At 72.0% G+C, this 16236-nt stretch carries 16 protein-coding genes and 1 riboswitch; of the genes, 8 read left to right on the top strand and 8 right to left on the bottom strand.

Annotation, left to right across the window (positions count from 1 at the left end; genetic code table 11):
* Nucleotides 1–124: 124 nt before the first annotated feature.
* Both OIE49_RS16720 and otsB read left to right on the top strand, forming a co-directional pair.
* Nucleotides 125–367, top strand: coding sequence for a DUF3263 domain-containing protein (locus OIE49_RS16720; RefSeq protein WP_326803038.1), 243 nt, complete (start codon nucleotides 125–127; stop codon nucleotides 365–367).
* A gap of 88 nt (nucleotides 368–455) precedes the next feature.
* Nucleotides 456–1331: a trehalose-phosphatase gene (gene otsB / locus OIE49_RS16715; RefSeq protein ID WP_326803037.1), complete on the top strand. Its 876-nt coding sequence runs from the start codon at nucleotides 456–458 to the stop codon at nucleotides 1329–1331.
* 12 nt (nucleotides 1332–1343) lie between these two features.
* On the opposite strand, the gene OIE49_RS16710 is transcribed toward otsB, so the two are convergent.
* Both OIE49_RS16710 and OIE49_RS16705 read right to left on the bottom strand, forming a co-directional pair.
* Nucleotides 1344–2774: an alpha,alpha-trehalose-phosphate synthase (UDP-forming) gene (locus tag OIE49_RS16710; RefSeq protein ID WP_326803036.1), complete on the bottom strand. Its 1431-nt coding sequence runs from the start codon at nucleotides 2772–2774 to the stop codon at nucleotides 1344–1346.
* Between the two features lie 83 nt (nucleotides 2775–2857).
* Nucleotides 2858–3829 (bottom strand): glucosyl-3-phosphoglycerate synthase, encoded by a 972-nt coding sequence (locus tag OIE49_RS16705; protein ID WP_326803035.1) that lies wholly within the window; start codon nucleotides 3827–3829, stop codon nucleotides 2858–2860.
* 158 nt (nucleotides 3830–3987) lie between these two features.
* Nucleotides 3988–4157, top strand: a riboswitch (SAM riboswitch).
* Nucleotides 4158–4175: 18 nt separating this feature from the next.
* Between OIE49_RS16705 and thrC the strand changes: the two genes are divergently transcribed.
* The 6 genes from thrC (at nucleotide 4176) to OIE49_RS16675 (ending at nucleotide 11421) form a co-directional block, all read left to right on the top strand.
* Nucleotides 4176–5459, top strand: coding sequence for a threonine synthase (gene thrC, locus OIE49_RS16700; RefSeq protein WP_326803034.1), 1284 nt, complete (start codon nucleotides 4176–4178; stop codon nucleotides 5457–5459).
* Nucleotides 5456–5731 (top strand): MoaD/ThiS family protein, encoded by a 276-nt coding sequence (locus tag OIE49_RS16695; protein WP_100569029.1) that lies wholly within the window; start codon nucleotides 5456–5458, stop codon nucleotides 5729–5731. The genes thrC and OIE49_RS16695 overlap by 4 nt, the downstream gene beginning before the upstream one ends.
* A 430-nt stretch (nucleotides 5732–6161) precedes the next feature.
* Nucleotides 6162–6365 (top strand): cold-shock protein, encoded by a 204-nt coding sequence (locus OIE49_RS16690; protein ID WP_004986573.1) that lies wholly within the window; start codon nucleotides 6162–6164, stop codon nucleotides 6363–6365.
* A gap of 430 nt (nucleotides 6366–6795) precedes the next feature.
* Nucleotides 6796–8418: a chaperonin GroEL gene (gene groL, locus OIE49_RS16685; RefSeq protein ID WP_326803033.1), complete on the top strand. Its 1623-nt coding sequence runs from the start codon at nucleotides 6796–6798 to the stop codon at nucleotides 8416–8418.
* A 200-nt stretch (nucleotides 8419–8618) separates the two neighbouring features.
* Nucleotides 8619–9755, top strand: a complete 1137-nt coding sequence (locus tag OIE49_RS16680) for an NADH:flavin oxidoreductase (protein WP_326803032.1) — start codon at nucleotides 8619–8621, stop codon at nucleotides 9753–9755.
* Between the two features lie 190 nt (nucleotides 9756–9945).
* Nucleotides 9946–11421: an MFS transporter gene (locus OIE49_RS16675; RefSeq protein ID WP_326803031.1), complete on the top strand. Its 1476-nt coding sequence runs from the start codon at nucleotides 9946–9948 to the stop codon at nucleotides 11419–11421.
* A gap of 16 nt (nucleotides 11422–11437) precedes the next feature.
* Here OIE49_RS16675 and OIE49_RS16670 read toward each other — a convergent pair whose 3' ends face one another.
* The 6 genes from OIE49_RS16670 to OIE49_RS16645 all read right to left on the bottom strand — a co-directional run bounded on the left by OIE49_RS16670 (nucleotide 11438) and on the right by OIE49_RS16645 (nucleotide 16198).
* Entirely contained in the window at nucleotides 11438–12049 is a 612-nt protein-coding gene (locus OIE49_RS16670) for a hypothetical protein (RefSeq protein WP_326803030.1), read from the bottom strand.
* An 88-nt stretch (nucleotides 12050–12137) separates the two neighbouring features.
* Nucleotides 12138–13073, bottom strand: a complete 936-nt coding sequence (gene murQ / locus OIE49_RS16665; protein ID WP_326803029.1) for an N-acetylmuramic acid 6-phosphate etherase — start codon at nucleotides 13071–13073, stop codon at nucleotides 12138–12140.
* Between the two features lie 104 nt (nucleotides 13074–13177).
* The gene (locus tag OIE49_RS16660) at nucleotides 13178–14122 is read right to left on the bottom strand and encodes a MurR/RpiR family transcriptional regulator (protein WP_100569023.1); all 945 of its coding nucleotides are present in this window, start codon (nucleotides 14120–14122) and stop codon (nucleotides 13178–13180) included.
* A gap of 74 nt (nucleotides 14123–14196) precedes the next feature.
* Entirely contained in the window at nucleotides 14197–14964 is a 768-nt protein-coding gene (locus OIE49_RS16655; protein WP_326803028.1) for a hypothetical protein, read from the bottom strand.
* On the bottom strand, nucleotides 14961–15983 hold the full coding sequence (locus tag OIE49_RS16650) for an ABC transporter ATP-binding protein (protein ID WP_326803027.1): 1023 nt from the start codon (nucleotides 15981–15983) through the stop codon (nucleotides 14961–14963). The genes OIE49_RS16655 and OIE49_RS16650 overlap by 4 nt, the downstream gene beginning before the upstream one ends.
* The gene (locus OIE49_RS16645) at nucleotides 15980–16198 is read right to left on the bottom strand and encodes a PLD nuclease N-terminal domain-containing protein (protein WP_326803026.1); all 219 of its coding nucleotides are present in this window, start codon (nucleotides 16196–16198) and stop codon (nucleotides 15980–15982) included. The genes OIE49_RS16650 and OIE49_RS16645 overlap by 4 nt, the downstream gene beginning before the upstream one ends.
* Nucleotides 16199–16236: the final 38 nt, after the last annotated feature.

Below are 16236 nucleotides of genomic sequence, written 5' to 3'. Positions count from 1 at the left end.
AGAGGTCTAGTCCACTTACTTGGTGCAGACCAATTGTGTCCACTTGGTGACGCCGGGGCGGCCGGAACGGTGCGGACGGGTCCGGCGAGGGCCGTCGTCGGTGGAGGAGGCTACGGTGCCTGGTATGGACGACGACGAGGAGCAGGGGCTCGGCCGCAGGGAGCGGGGCATCCTCGCCCTGGAGCGCCGCGGCTTCACCGGCCCCGGCGCGAAGGAACGCGCGATACGCGAGGAGCTCGGTCTGTCGCCGGTCCGCTACTACCAGCTCCTCAACGCCCTCCTCGACGACACCCGCGCCCTCGCCCACGACCCGGTCACGGTGAACCGCCTCCGCCGCGTCCGCGAGACCCGCCGCGCCGAGCGCTGAACCCGCGCCGGGCCCTGAATCCGCCCGAGCACTGAGACTCGTGCCCGGCGGAGGAGTGCGCCGGGTCCCGGAGGGATAGGTTCGCCCCATGGGTAGTCAGGACCGTCACTCCGCCGACTCGACCGCCTCCGTCTCCGATCTGCCGGCGCCCGTCACCCGGGCCGGGCGGGACGGGCTCGCCGCGCTTCTCGCCCGGCCCGAGCGCGCGCTGATCGCGCTCGACTTCGACGGGACGCTCGCGCCGATCGTCCCCGACCCCGACCAGGCCCGCGCCCACCCGGACGCCGTGCCCGCGCTCTCCGCACTCGCCCCGAAGGTGGCCGCCGTCGCGGTGGTCACCGGCCGCCCGCCCGGCGTCGCGGTGCGCCACGGCGGCTTCGCGGGCGTACCCGGCCTGGAGCACCTGGTCGTCCTCGGCCACTACGGAGCCGAGCGCTGGGACGCCGCAACGGGCACGCTCACCGCCCCGCCCCCGCACCCCGGCGTCGCCGCCGTCCGCGCCGAACTGCCCGGCCTCCTCGACCGGACCGGCGCCGGGCACGGCACCTGGATCGAGGAGAAGGGCCGCTCGGTCGCCGTCCACACCCGCCGCGCGGACGACCCGCAGGCCGCGTTCGAGGCGCTGCGCGAACCCCTCGCCGGCCTGGCCGCCCGCCACGGGCTGATCGTCGAGCCCGGCCGCATGGTCCTCGAACTGCGTCCCCCGGGCATGGACAAGGGCGTCGCCCTCCTGGACTGCGCCCGCGACCTGGGCGCCACGTCGGTCCTGTACGCGGGCGACGACCTGGGCGACCTCCCGGCCTTCGCTGCGGTCGACGAACTCCGCTCGGACGGAGTCCCGGGCGTCCTGGTCTGCAGCGGCAGTAAGGAGGTCACCGAGGTGTCGCGGCGGGCCGACCTCGTGGTGGACGGCCCCGCCGGGGTGGTGGCACTGCTGAGGAACCTGGCGGACCGCCTCGCGTAGCCGCTCAGCCGCTCAGCCGCCCAGCTCCTGGAGCTGGTCCAGGAACCACTGGGCGGGCGGCAGCGCGGTCGCGGCCGCGGCCAGCCGCTTCGTCCGCTCCGCCCGCTCGGGACCCGGCATGTTCAGCGCCCGGTGCAGCGCCCCGGCCGTCCCCACCACGTCGTACGGGTTGACGACGACCGCGTCCTCGCCCAGCTCGGCGTATGCCCCCGCCTCCCGCGACAGCACCAGCGCGCACCCCGAGTCGGAGACGACCGGCACCTCCTTGGCGACCAGGTTCATCCCGTCCCGGATGGGGTTGACCAGGGCCACGTCGGCGATCCGGTACGCCGCGAGCGACCGCGCGAAGTCGTCCTCCACGTGCAGCAGGACGGGGGTCCAGCCGGGCGTCCCGTACCGGGCGTTGATCTCCTCGGCCACCCGCCGCACCTGCTCCGTGTACTCTCGGTACACCGCGAGGTCCTGCCGCGAGGGGTAGGCGAACGCCACGTGCACCACCCGCTCGCGCCACTGCGGGTGCTGCTCCAGCAGCTCCCGGTACGCGTGCAGCCCCCGCACGATGTTCTTGGACAGCTCGGTCCGGTCCACCCGCACGATCGTCCGGCGCGGGCCACCGTCCGGTCCGGTGCCGATCTCCTCGCGCAGCGCCGCCATCCGCTCCTCGACGTCGACCCGGTGCGACCGCTCCCGCAGGAACTCCGCGTCCGCGCCCAGCCCGTGCACCCCGATCCGGGTGCCCCCGAGCCCGCCGACGAGCGCGTCGCAGCACCCGGCGAACGCGTCGGCCCACCGCTGGGTGAGGAAGCCCAGCCGGTCCGCGCCCAGCATTCCGCGCAGCACCTGCTCGGCGATGTCGTCGGGGAGGATCCGGAAGTAGTCCGCCGGCGCCCACGGCGTGTGCGAGAAGTGCCCGATGCGCACATCGGGCCGGAAATCGCGCAGCATCCCCGGCACGAGCGTCAGGTGGTAGTCCTGCACCACCACGGCCGCCCCCTCGGCCGCCTCCTCCGCGAGCGCCTCGGCGAAGGCCAGGTTGTAGGCCTCGTAGGACTTCCACAGGCGCCGGAACCCGGCGTCGAAGACCGGCTCCAGCGGCGTCTGGTACAGCATGTGGTGGACGAACCACAGCACCGAGTTGGCGATGCCGTTGTAGGCGTCGGAGAAGACCCGCGCGTCGATGTCGAGCATCCGCACCTGCTGCCCGCCGGTCGCCTCCGACGGCAGCCGGCGCCCGCCCTCGAAGCGGCCCGCCGCCTCCCGGTCGGCGTCGCTCAGCGCGGCGCACACCCACACCGCCCCCGCCTCCGGGCCGATCGCGGAGAGCCCGGACACCAGCCCTCCGCCTCCGCGCCGGGAGTGGAGCGAGCCGTCCTCGCGCACCTGATACGAAACCGGGCCGCGATTGGACGCGACCAGCACCTCGGCACCGTGCGTAGAAGCCATAAGCCTCAACCTAGCCCGGCCCCGAAACGCTCAAACGTACGGTTCCGCTTCGTAGCCGCCGGAAAGCGGGCGAGGCCGGTGTTTCAGGCCACCTGCCGGGCCGCGTACTCCGCGACCTCGGCCATCGGCGGACGCTCCTCGGTGTCCACGGGGTGCGTCCGCGGCTCGAAGCCGTTCTCGCCGCGCTCGAACTGGGTGAGACGGGGGCGCACGAGATGGCCGCGGGCCAGGCGGAGCTGGGCGGTGCGGTAGATCGCGGCGGCCATCCTGCCGAGCGCCTGCCCGTCCTGGTGCCGGTGCCTGCGCACCCCGACGTCGACCTGCGCGAGCGCGTCCAGGCCCACCAGGTGCAGCGCGTCGACCAGCATGCCCAGCTCGACGCCGTAGCCGACCGGGAAGGGCAGCTGTTCGAGGAGTGAGCGGCGGGCCGCGTACTCGCCGCCGAGCGGCTGCACGAAGCCGGCGAGCTGCGGCCAGTGCATGTTGAGCAGCGGGCGCGCCATCAGCTCGGTGACCCGTCCGCCCTGCCCTGCGGCGGCCGAGGCGGAGGCGTCCCGGCCGGGCACGGTGAAGGGGCGGTCGTACATCGCCTTGACCAAGTCGACGTCGCGTTCGGTGAGCAGCGGGCCCACGATGCCGGTGACGAAGTCGGAGGAGAACTCCCGCAGATCGGCGTCGACGAAGCAGATGACGTCCCCGCGGGTGACGAGCAGGGAGCGCCACAGCACCTCGCCCTTGCCCGGCACCGCGGGCAGGCGCGGCAGGATCTCGTCGCGGCGCACCACCCGGGCGCCCGCGGCGGCGGCCACCTCGAAGGTGCGGTCGGTGGAGCCCGAGTCGACGACGACGATCTCGTCGACGAGCGGCGCCCGCTCCACCAGGTCGCGGCGGATCACCGCGACGATGTCGCCGACCGTCGCCTCCTCGTTCAGCGCGGGCAGCACCACGGAGACCGACTGACCGGTGCGCTGCTTGGCCGCCAGGATCTGGTGCAGCGGCCGGTCGGCGACGGACCAGGAGCGGGTGGCCAGCCAGCGCTCGACTTCTTCCAGCACGGTCAGCGGCTCCTCACTGTCGTCCCGCGACTGTCGTCTCGCGGTGTCGTCTCGCGGTTCGGACGACTGCCTCCGCCGTCCTGGCCTTCCGTTACAGTCTTGAACAACGCGGACGACCATCCCATGCCGGGGGTCACCTCCGCCTCACAACCGAATACAGCTCATCCAGAGGGGCAGAGGGACACGGCCCGATGAAGCCCCGGCAACCCTCCAGCCGGTTCTCGTATCGACTGCTGTGCGCGCACAGCCGATCGTCTTCGCGAGGCTCCCGGCTAGGGAAGGTGCCAAATCCGTCTCACGGCGAGATGCGTCGTGAGGAAGATGAGGAGAAAGGGCCTCGCCTCACATGGCTGTGCAGACTGTTGCAAGCAGCACCGATTCCACCGTGGACCTCGGCCCCGCCGCGGCACTGAGCTGTCGCGAGTGCGGTCACCGCGTCCCTCTCGGCCCGGTCTTCGCCTGCGAGGAGTGTTTCGGCCCGCTGGAGATCGCCTACGACTTCTCGGCCTACGACACCGAGGAGCTGCGCAAGCGGATCGAAGCGGGCCCCGCGAACATCTGGCGCTACGCGCCGCTGCTGCCCGTTCCCGCGGACGTCGCCGGCAAGCCGAACCTGAACCCGGGCTGGACCAAGCTCGTCCGGGCCGACCGCCTCGCCGGTGAACTGGGCGTGACCGGCGGGCTGTACGTGAAGGACGACTCCGGCAACCCGACGCACTCCTTCAAGGACCGCGTGGTCGCGCAGGCGCTGGAGGCGGCCCGCGCCTTCGGCTTCACCACGCTCTCCTGCTCCTCGACCGGCAACCTGGCCGGTGCCGTCGGCGCCGCGGCCGCCCGTGCCGGACTGCGCTCCTGCGTGTTCATCCCGCACGACCTGGAGCAGGGCAAGATCGTGATGGCCGCGATCTACGGCGGCGAACTCGTCGGCATCGAGGGCAACTACGACGACGTGAACCGTTTCTGCTCCGAGCTGATCGGCGATCCGGCCGGCGAGGGCTGGGGCTTCGTCAACGTCAACCTGCGGCCGTACTACGCCGAGGGCTCCAAGACGCTGGCGTACGAGATCTGCGAGCAGCTCGGCTGGCGGCTGCCGGACCAGATCGTCGTCCCGATCGCCTCGGGCTCCCAGCTCACCAAGGTCGACAAGGGCCTGCGGGAGCTGATCGAGCTGGGGCTGGTCGAGGACAAGCCGTACAAGATCTTCGGCGCCCAGGCCGAGGGCTGCTCGCCGGTGTCCACCGCCTTCAAGGCCGGCCACGAGGTCGTGCGGCCGCAGAAGCCGAACACGATCGCCAAGTCCCTGGCCATCGGCAACCCGGCCGACGGCCCGTACGTCCTGGACATCGCGCGCCGCACCGGTGGCGCGGTGGAGGACGTGACCGACGAGCAGGTCGTCGACGCGATCAAGCTGCTGGCGCGGACCGAGGGCATCTTCGCCGAGACCGCGGGCGGTGTGACGGTCGGCGTGACGAGGAAGCTGGTCGAGAACGGCCTCCTCGACCCGACGAAGACGACCGTCGTCCTCAACACCGGCGACGGGCTGAAGACACTGGACGCGGTGGCCGGCACCGGCCTGACCGCGACGATCCGTCCGACCCTGGACTCCTTCCGAGAGGCTGGCCTGGCATGAGCGTGACCGTTCGCATCCCCACCATCCTGCGCACCTACACCGGCGGGCGGGCCGAGGTGAGCGCCGAGGGCGCGACCCTGTCCGACGTCATCTCGGACCTGGAGAAGAACCACACGGGCATCGCGGCCCGGGTCCTGGACGACCAGGGCAAGCTGCGCCGCTTCGTCAACGTGTACGTCAACGACGACGACGTCCGGTTCGAGCAGGGCCTTCAGACGGCCACCCCGGACGGCGCGGGCGTCTCGATCATCCCCGCGGTCGCCGGCGGCTGATCATTACCTTCGGTAATTCCGGTCACGCAGAGTTCACCGAGTTGCCCCTTCCGTAAGAGATGCGGAGGGGGCAATTCTGTGTGATTGAACGCGGTAGAGTTGGGGAACGCGCCCTCGGAATCGGAATCCGGGGCCATGGAATCCTGCCGCGGGCCCGGTAAGAAGTAGCCAAAGTCTGCGAGCCTTTTGCGGTATTTGCCTTGTTCGTGGGGCCCGAATTGCCCTGAATTCGCGTGAATTCTTCCTATATTCCGGACCGTGTGCGTCCAGATTTCTCGTCCGATTGACCTGTTGCAGAGGGCAGTTGGGCAGATACATTCGGCCGCGGTCGACGCGTTCCGGCGCACGCCCCCGATTCACGGGGGGTGAGGTCTGACCCGGGTCCGCGAAGTGTGGATCTGTGCAAGGGCCAGTAATAGGGGAGTTAGGCATGGCTCAGGGCACCGTCAAGTGGTTCAACGCGGAGAAGGGGTACGGCTTCATCGCGGTCGACGGTGGTGCGGACGTCTTCGTCCACTACAGCGCGATCCAGATGGACGGCTACCGCACGCTGGAAGAGGGCCAGCGGGTCGAGTTCGAGATCTCGCAGGGCCAGAAGGGTCCGCAGGCCGACATGGTCCGCGTCACGGCCTGAATCGCGCGACCACCGCAAGCGACGTTCTTCTTCGGAAGGGCCCGCACCTCCGCTGCCGGGGTGCGGGCCCTTCGCTGTGCCCGCGCGCCGTCCGGGTGTGCCGGCCTCCGTGCGCCGCTCCCTCGCCGGGCCGGCCCGGCGGTGTCCGCACGCGGCTGACTGCCCGCCGACCCCCCGAAGGCGCTTGCGCCCACCCGTCACCCGACCGCCACCCCTCATCGAGCCCGCTTCGCGGGCGCACCTTGCACTCGAAGGGGTCGAGTGCTAATCATTGGCGTTAGCACTCTGAAGGTGAGAGTGACAACGAAGGACCGAGTCGGTGAGGCCACGGGCCAGGTGGGGCAAGGAACCACCTCAGGTCGGGGCCGTCCGTCGCGGGCGCGGGCGCGGTCCGAAGGAATCACCCCCAGTCCTGGAGGGACCACTTCACATGGCCAAGATCATCGCGTTCGACGAGGAGGCGCGGCGAGGCCTCGAGCGCGGCATGAACCAGCTCGCGGACGCCGTCAAGGTGACCCTCGGCCCCAAGGGCCGCAACGTCGTCCTCGAGAAGAAGTGGGGTGCCCCCACGATCACCAACGACGGTGTCTCCATCGCCAAGGAGATCGAGCTCGAGGACCCGTACGAGAAGATCGGCGCCGAGCTGGTCAAGGAAGTCGCCAAGAAGACGGACGACGTCGCCGGTGACGGTACGACCACCGCGACCGTGCTCGCCCAGGCCCTGGTCAAGGAAGGCCTGCGCAACGTCGCCGCCGGTGCCAACCCGATGGCCCTGAAGCGCGGTATCGAGCGCGCCGTCGAGGCCGTCTCCGCCGCCCTGCTCGACCAGGCCAAGGAGGTCGAGACCAAGGAGCAGATCGCCTCCACCGCCTCCATCTCCGCCGCCGACACCCAGATCGGCGAGCTCATCGCCGAGGCCATGGACAAGGTCGGCAAGGAAGGCGTCATCACCGTCGAGGAGTCGCAGACCTTCGGGCTCGAGCTCGAGCTCACCGAGGGCATGCGCTTCGACAAGGGCTACATCTCCGCCTACTTCGCGACCGACATGGAGCGCATGGAGGCGTCGCTCGAGGACCCGTACATCCTCATCGCCAACTCCAAGATCTCCTCGGTCAAGGACCTGCTCCCGCTCCTGGAGAAGGTCATGCAGTCGGGCAAGCCGCTGCTGATCATCGCCGAGGACGTCGAGGGCGAGGCCCTGTCGACCCTGGTCGTCAACAAGATCCGCGGCACCTTCAAGTCCGTCGCCGTCAAGGCCCCGGGCTTCGGCGACCGCCGCAAGGCCATGCTCGGCGACATCGCCATCCTCACGGGCGGCGAGGTCATCTCCGAGGAGGTCGGCCTCAAGCTGGAGAACGCGACCGTGGACCTCCTCGGCCGCGCCCGCAAGGTCGTCATCACCAAGGACGAGACCACCATCGTCGACGGTGCCGGCTCGACCGACCAGGTCGCGGGCCGCGTGAACCAGATCCGCGCCGAGATCGAGAACAGCGACTCGGACTACGACCGCGAGAAGCTGCAGGAGCGCCTGGCGAAGCTCGCCGGCGGTGTCGCGGTCATCAAGGCCGGTGCCGCCACCGAGGTGGAGCTCAAGGAGCGCAAGCACCGCATCGAGGACGCCGTGCGCAACGCCAAGGCGGCCGTCGAGGAGGGCATCGTCGCCGGTGGCGGCGTGGCTCTGCTGCAGTCCACCAGCGTCTTCGACAAGCTGGAGCTCGAGGGTGACGAGGCGACCGGCGCCAACGCCGTGAAGCTCGCCCTGGAGGCCCCGCTGAAGCAGATCGCCGTCAACGGTGGTCTCGAGGGCGGCGTCGTCGTGGAGAAGGTGCGCAACCTGGCCGTCGGCCACGGTCTGAACGCCGCCACCGGCGAGTACGTCGACATGATCGCCGAGGGCATCATCGACCCGGCGAAGGTGACCCGTTCCGCGCTGCAGAACGCCGCCTCCATCGCCGCGCTGTTCCTCACCACCGAGGCCGTCATCGCCGACAAGCCGGAGAAGGCCGGCGCGCCGGCCGGCGGCGGCATGCCGGGCGGTGACATGGACTTCTGATCCCTCAAAGGATCGGATCCGTCCTTCACGTACCGAGGGCGGCACTCCCTGGAGACAGGGGGTGCCGCCCTCGGGCGTGTTCCGGGTCACAGGAGTGGATCGGTGGAATGTCGTGGCCGGTGGGGCAGTTGACGCCGGTGCCCGGCCGGCGTGCGTGCGTGCCGGCCGGTATCTGACACGATTTCGAGGAGCCCCCCACCGTGACCGTCACCGCTTCCGAATCCGGGTCCGCGTCCCGCGCGGCCGAGATCCTCTCCCGCCCCGTCACGCTGAACGGCCTCACCGTCCCCAACCGGATCGTGATGGCGCCGATGACCCGGATGTTCTCGCCGGGCGGCGTCCCCGGCGAGGACGTGCTGTCGTACTACGCCCGCCGTGCCGCCGCGGGTGTCGGCCTGATCGTCACCGAGGGCACCTACGTGGGGCACGACTCGGCCGGTCAGAGCGACCGCGTGCCGCGCTTCCACGGCGAGGAGCAGCTCGCGGGCTGGGCGAAGGTCGCCGAGGCCGTGCACGCGGCGGGCGGCACGATCGTGCCCCAGCTCTGGCACATCGGCATGGTGCGCAAGCCGGGCCAGCAGCCGTTCCCCGAGGCGCCCGCCGTGGGTCCCTCCGGGCTGCGCCTCGGCGAGTCCGAGGTGACCGGCAGGGCGATGACGCGGACCGACCTGGACGACGTCATCGGCGCGTTCGCCGAGGCGGCCGCCGCCGCGGAGCGCATCGGCTTCGACGGCGTGGAACTGCACGGCGCCCACGGCTACCTGCTCGACCAGTTCCTCTGGGCGGGCACCAACCGTCGCACCGACGCCTACGGCGGCGACGCGGTGGCCCGTACGAAGTTCGCGGCGGAGATCGTGGCGGCGGTGCGCGCGTCCGTCTCGCCCGGCTTCCCGGTCCTCTTCCGGTACTCCCAGTGGAAGTCGGGGGCCTACGACGCCCGTCTGGCCGAGACGCCCGAGGAGTTGGAGGCGATCCTGTCACCGCTCGCCGCGGCCGGGGTGGACGTCTTCCACGCCTCCACGCGCCGCCACTGGATGCCGGAGTTCGAGGGCTCGGACCTCAACCTCGCGGGCTGGACGAAGAAGCTGACGGGCAAGCAGGCCATCACCGTCGGCTCGGTGGGTCTGGACGGCGACTTCGTCAAGGCGTTCAAGGGTGAGGGCGCGGAGGTCGGCAGCCTCGACAACCTGCTGGACCGGCTGGAGCGCGACGAGTTCGACCTGGTGGCCGTGGGCCGCGCTCTGCTCCAGGACCCCGAGTGGGCGGCGAAGGTCCTCGGCGGCCGCTTCGACGAGCTGAAGCCGTACGACGCGGCGGCGCTGGAGACGCTGAGCTGAGCCGAGTCGCGGGGGCGGCGGCTGCCTGAGGGCGGGCGCCGCCCCTTTTTCTGTGTCTCTTCGGCCCGGCTGGCCGTCCTGACTCTGTCCGGGGGCCTTCCCGGCGGGATTTTCACTTGCTTAAGTCAATCAAGTCCAATTAAAGTTGCCTGAGTCAAGTACACCTGCTCTCCGACGGAGACCTTCCTTCATGTCCGACGCACTCGCACGGCCCGCCGCGGCCGGGCAATCCGCGCCCCGGCCCAATGCCGTCGTGGCCGTACTCGCCTTCGGCGGCATCGTGGTCTCGCTGATGCAGACCCTGGTGATCCCGATCATTCCCGAGCTGCCCCAGCTCCTGCACGCCTCGGCGTCGGACACCGTCTGGGCCGTCACCGCCACGCTGCTCGCCGCGGCCGTGGCCACCCCGGTCATGGGCCGCCTCGGCGACATGTACGGCAAGCGCCGCATGCTCCTGCTGAGCCTGGCCATGCTGGTGGCCGGCTCGGTCACGGCCGCGCTGAGCGACTCCCTGACGCCGATGATCGTCGGCCGTGCCCTGCAGGGCCTCGCCTCCGGCGTCATCCCGCTCGGCATCAGCATCATGCGCGACGAACTGCCCGCCGAGCGGCTCGGTTCGGCGACCGCGATGATCAGTGCCTCGCTCGGTGTCGGCGGCGCCCTCGGACTGCCCGCCGCCGCGCTGATCGCCGAGAACCTCAACTGGCACATGCTGTTCTGGGTCTCGGCCGGCCTGGGCGTCGTGGCGGCGGCGCTGGTGCTGGGCTTCGTGCCCGAGTCGGCGGTGCGCACCGGCGGCCGCTTCGACCTTCCCGGCGCGATCGGTATGGCGGTGGGCCTGGTCTGCCTGCTGCTGGCGATCTCCAAGGGCGCCGACTGGGGCTGGGGCAGCGGTACGACCCTGGGCCTGTTCGCGGTGGCGGTCGTGGTCCTGGTCGTCTGGGGCCTGTTCGAACTGCGCGTCGAGGAGCCCCTGGTGGACCTGCGCACCACGGCCCGCCGCCAGGTGCTGGTGACCAACCTCGCCTCGGTGGCCATCGGCTTCGCGATGTTCTCGATGTCCCTGGTCATCCCGCAGCTGCTGCAACTGCCCGAGCAGACCGGCTACGGCCTCGGCAGGTCGCTGCTGGCGTCCGGCCTGGTCATGGCGCCCTCCGGCCTGGTGATGATGGCCGTCGCCCCGGTGTCGGCGATCGTCTCGCGGACCAGGGGCCCCAAGGTGACGCTGATGATCGGCGCGCTGATCGTGGCCGCCGGCTACGGCCTCAACATCGCCCTGATGAGCGAGGTCTGGCACTTCGTCCTGACGTCCTGCGTGATCGGCGCCGGTATCGGCTTCACCTACGGCTCGATGCCCGCGCTCATCATGAGCGCCGTCCCCGCCTCCGAGACGGGCGCGGCGAACAGCCTCAACACCCTGATGCGCTCCATCGGCACGTCGGTCGCCAGCGCGGTCGCGGGCGTGGTCCTGTCCCACATGACCACCGCGTTCGGCCCTTACCAGCTGCCCTCCGAGAACGGCTTCCGCACGGTCCTCGCCGTCGGCGGCGGCGCCGCGCTGCTCGGCTTCCTGGTCGCGTCCTTCATCCCGCGCCCGCGCCCCGCGGGGCCGGGGGAGCCGATGGCGGCCGGTGAGCCCGCGCCCGCCGGGGCGAAGGTGCCGTAGGCGCCGGCCCCACGCCCTACGGGTTGCCGGGGCTGCCCGGGTTGGCCGGGTTGCTCATGGGCTCGATGTCGGTCCGCGCCGGATGGCCCCAGATCCGCACCACCTCGTAGTCCGTGAACTCGTGCACGAGCCGGTAGGCGGGCGCGGCGCGCGGGGCCCGGCGCTGGGCGTCGATGAACAGCTCGGCCTCGCGCCGGTCCCGGCGCGGGGTCCCGCACAACTGCCACTCCCGCCCGTTCCACAGCTCCGGCAGCCACCGCTGCTGGGGCTGCGGCCGGTCCTCGCGGACGCCGTAGCGGGACGGGGCGGAGGCGGCGGGCCCGGCGGCGCGGCGCGCGTACGAGGCGTACGCCCCGTCGACCTCGGAGCGGCGGGCGGCCCGGCGCCGGGTCTCGCACAGCAGACACAGGTCGGGCGCGCTCTCGTCGACGGGCCCGTTCGGATGCTCGGGGCAGCGGGTGGCGGGCGCGGCCGTCGTGACGGTCTCGTCCAGCAGGTCGAGAGCGCGCCGGAGGTCCGCCTTGACCTCGTGGAGCCTGGCGTCGGGCGTCTCGGCGGAGAGCGCCTCGCCGTGCTCGCCGAGCAGACGCAGTGCCCGCCCGAGGGCGGTGAGCTGGGCGTGGTTCATGATGTCCTCCAGCGTAGGACGCCGCGGCCGGTGGGGGAGCCCCCGGTCCGCCCGTTCGCTCCCGCCGCCGGTCACAGGCCCGCCGGGCTCAGTCCGCCGCCCGCTCCAGCGCCGCGCGCAGATGGCCGTCGGACTGCTCCAGGAGGCGGGTCGCCGTGGGGCCGTCGAGGTCGGCGAGGAGGGTGAGGATGGCGGTCTTCACCTCGCCGTCCGCGGCCGCGAGGGCCCGTTCGATCTCGTCGTCCGGCGCGCCCGTGGCCAGGGCGACGATGCGCCGGGAGCGGGCGCGGAGCTTGTCGTTGGAGGCCCGTACGTCGACCATCAGATTTCCGTAGGTCTTGCCCAGCCGGATCATCGTGATCGTCGAGAGCATGTTGAGGACCAGCTTCTGCGCCGTGCCGGCCTTCAGACGGGTGGAGCCGGTCAGCAGCTCGGGGCCGACGACGACCTCGATGCCGTGCTCGGCGGCGGCCGCCAGCGCGCTGTTCGCGTTGCAGGACAGGCCGACGGTCAGGGCGCCCAGGGCGCGGGCGTGCTCCACCGCGCCGATGGCGTAGGGGGTGCGGCCGGAGGCGGAGACGCCCACCACCGTGTCGTCCGGCATGAGACCGAGGGCGTCGAGCGCCTCTGCCGCCAGCTCCTTGGAGTCCTCGGCGCCCTCGACCGAGGTCACCATGGCCTGCGGGCCGCCCGCGATCACCCCGACGACCTGGGAGGGGCGGGTGTTGAAGGTCGGCGGGCACTCCGAGGCGTCCAGGACCCCCAGCCGTCCGGCGGTGCCCGCGCCGGCGTAGACCAGTCGGCCGCCGCGCGCCATCCGCTCGGCCACCGCGTCGATCGCGGCGGCAATTTGCGGCAGCCGCTCGGCCACTGCGGTGGGCACGGTGGTGTCCTCGGCGTTCATCAGCCGGGCGATCTCCAGCGTCGGCAGCCGGTCGATCTCCGCCAGCTCGGGGCGGAACGCCTCGGTCGTCAGCGACTCCAACTCGGAGCGCAGCTCGCGGTAGTGGGGCGTGGAGGTCATGAGGGGGCGGCTCTCTCGTGCGATGCGGTACGGCTGACCGTGCGGATCCGGGCTTGTTCGGTTCTCGGCTACGAGCGTCGCGACCTCGGCGAGCGCTACGAACGCTACGAGCGGTGGGTCCCGCCCCGCGGGCTGTGCCGGTGGGCGAGCGCCTCGTAGGACGCGGCGAGCGCGGGCGCCGCCGTTTCGTACGTCCGCTGTGCCACGCCGACGAACAGGCAGTCCACCACGAGCAGTTGGCTGGTCCGGGAGGACATCGCCGCCGGGCGCAGCTCGCTCTCGCGGGCCGTGGAGGTGGTCAGGACGTGATCGGCGTACTGCGTGACGGGCGCGGTGGGCCGGCCGGTGATGGCGACGGTGGTCGCGCCGCGCTCGAAAGCCACCCGCAGCGGTTCGATCACGTCCCCGGTCGAACCCGAGTGGGTGATGGCGATCGCCACGTCCCCCGCGCGCAGTTGCACCGCGTTGGTGACGGCGAGATGCGGGTCGCTGTGCGCGTGGGCGACCAGCCCTATGCGCAGCAGCTTCTGCGTGAGGTCCTGGGCGACCAGTCCGGAGGCGCCGATGCCGTAGACGTCGGTGCGGCGGGCGGCGGCCAGCGCGGTGACGGCCGCGCCGAGCTGGATGGTGTCGAGCCCTGCGGCGGTGTCGGCCAGGGTCTGCTGCTCGTCGTAGGCGAGCTTGGCGACGACGTCGGCGATGGGGTCGTCCACCGCGATGTCGGTCGTGATGGCGGGCGCGCGCCCCGACTGCTGCTGGGCGGCCAGGCCCGCGAGGGCCAGGCGCAGGTCCCGGTAACCCGGATAGCCCAGCAGACGGGCGGTGCGGACGACGGTCGCCTCGCTGGTGCCGGTGAGTTCGGCGAGGCCGGTGACCGTGAGGGCCGCGCAGCCGGCCGGGTCGGCGGCGACGGCCTCGGCGACCCGCTGCATGGAGCGGGTCATCGAGGGCGCGAGCGTGCGCACCTTGGCCGCGAGGGCGGCGGGGGCGGGGGGCGTGAGGCCCGGGGCGCCCACGCCTGCGAAAATTTCCTTCACGTCCTGGGTCACACGATGAAAGGTATTTTCCGTACGGTCGCGGGGTCAAGGCCGCGAGCAGAGGCCCCGAAGGCCGGACGCGGACGTCAGCGCACCTCCTTGCGCGCGCCGCGCAGGATCGCCGCCGCCAGGCAGCCGAGCGCCAGCACCACGGCGACGGCCAGGGCCCGTTGCGCCTCGTCGGTCGCCGTGTGCCGCAGGAACGCGTCCGGCGCCCGCGTCAGCTCGGTCGGGAGCCAGCGCGACACCCGCGGCACCGCCCCGAGCAGCGGGAGCGTGAACAGCACGAGCAGCGCGTACCCGACGGTGCCGAGCGTGCTGCGCGCCAGCGTCGCGGCCAGTGCCGTGACCGCCACGGCGAACACCAGGTACACCGAACCGACGAGCGCGGTCCTGCCCATGGCCGCCGTACCGGGATTCCCCAGCAGGACGGCCGTCTCGTACCAGGCGGCGAGCAGCCCGGCCAGGTAGCCGCCCACGGCCCCGGCGGCGCTGACCGCGAACCTCGGCACCAGCAGGTCGCCGAAGCGCCGGGCACGCGTGCGGTAGAAGACCGACAGGGCGGTCCCGGCGTCGATCGAGCACGCGTACGCCGCCACGACGACGGTCACGATGAGGCCGATCCCGAGCGCGTTGCCCACGTACTGGACCACACCGTCCGCCGGGACCGGGGGCGGAAAGACGATCTTCACCCGTTGGCCCGAGCTTCCGGCGTGGTTCAGCAGCTCCCCGGAGTACCGGGCGAGCAGCGGCCCGGCGAACCCGAAGAGCACGAAGACGCCCAGCAGTGCGATCAGTCTCTTGGTGCGCAGCAGCCGGAGCCACTCCACCCGCCACAGCGAAAGCTCGTTCACGCCGCACCCGTCCGATCCGCGTCCCGCTGGTCGTCCTTCATGTCCTGTCCGTCCCGCCCGTGCTCCGCGTCCCGTCCCTGCCGTCCGCCGGTCAGGGCGAGGAACGCGGCCTCCAGGTCGGCGTCGACGGGGTGCAGGCTGATCAGAGCGGCGTCCGCCTCGGCGATCGCCTTGGGCAGCCGGCGCTCACCGACCGCCGTGCTCGCCGCCTCGACGCGCACGGACCCGTCGGAGTTCACCGTCACCGAGGTGACCCAGTCCTGCTGCCGCAGCAGTTCGGCCAGCCGCTGCTCGCCGCCCCCGCGCAGCCGTACCTCCCAGGCCGGCTGGAGGAACCGGTCGATCAGATCGCGTACCGGCCCCTGGAACAGGAGCCTGCCCCGGTCGAGCACGCCCACCGTGTCGGCGACCCGCTGGACGTCCGCCAGGACATGGCTGGAGAAGATCACGGTGCGGGTCCGGCCGAGCCCGGCGACCAGGGACAGGACCTCCGCCCGCCCGGACGGGTCGAGCGCACTGGACGGCTCGTCGAGGATCAGCAGCTCGGGGTCCAGCGCCAACGCCACGGCGAGGCCCAGCCGTTGCTTCATCCCGCGGGAGAAGCCGCCCGTGCGCCGGCCGGCCGCCTCGGTCAGGCCGACCTCGGCGAGGACGGCCGCGACCGGGTCGGGGGCGTCCGAGCCGTGGTGGTGCTTCGTACCGCCGCGGCGGCGGCGCCCGTCACGCGCGGCCAGACCGCGGGACTGGCGCACCACCTCCGCCGCGGTGAGCCAGGGTTCGAACTCGGGGGTGTCGGGGCAGACCCCGATCCGTCCCGCGTCGATCGACAGCCGGACCTCGCCCGCGTCGGAGCGGCGCAGACCGGCCACGATGGACAGCAGCGTGGTCTTGCCCGCGCCGTTCGGCCCCACCAGACCGTAGACACCGCCGCGCGGCACCTCCAGGTCCACTCCGTGCAGCCCCGCGCCGTTCCCGTAGTCGCGCACCAGGCCCGCGGTGACCACGGCCGACCCGTTCATCGGTTCTCGCTCCGCCCCGCCACCAGGTAGGCGATCGGGCCCAGGGGGTTCACGCACAGGCAGATCAGCACCCAGGCCCAGCGGGGCAGGTGACGCGTGTTCCGGTTCCGCGCGACGTCGACGAGGCAGTACACGAGGAGGGCGAGTTCGGCGACCAGCAGGGGCGCGATCGCGGCCCAGGGGATGTCCGAGGCATGGAGGGTGGAGGCAAGCACGGGACAGTCTTTCTGTGGGCGGTCTGGGTGCGGGGAGA

This window comes from Streptomyces sp. NBC_01788 (assembly GCF_035917575.1).
Lineage (GTDB): Bacteria > Actinomycetota > Actinomycetes > Streptomycetales > Streptomycetaceae > Streptomyces.
The sequence above is the reverse complement of the archived record's forward strand: the minus strand, read 5'-3'. Positions and strand labels throughout refer to the sequence as shown.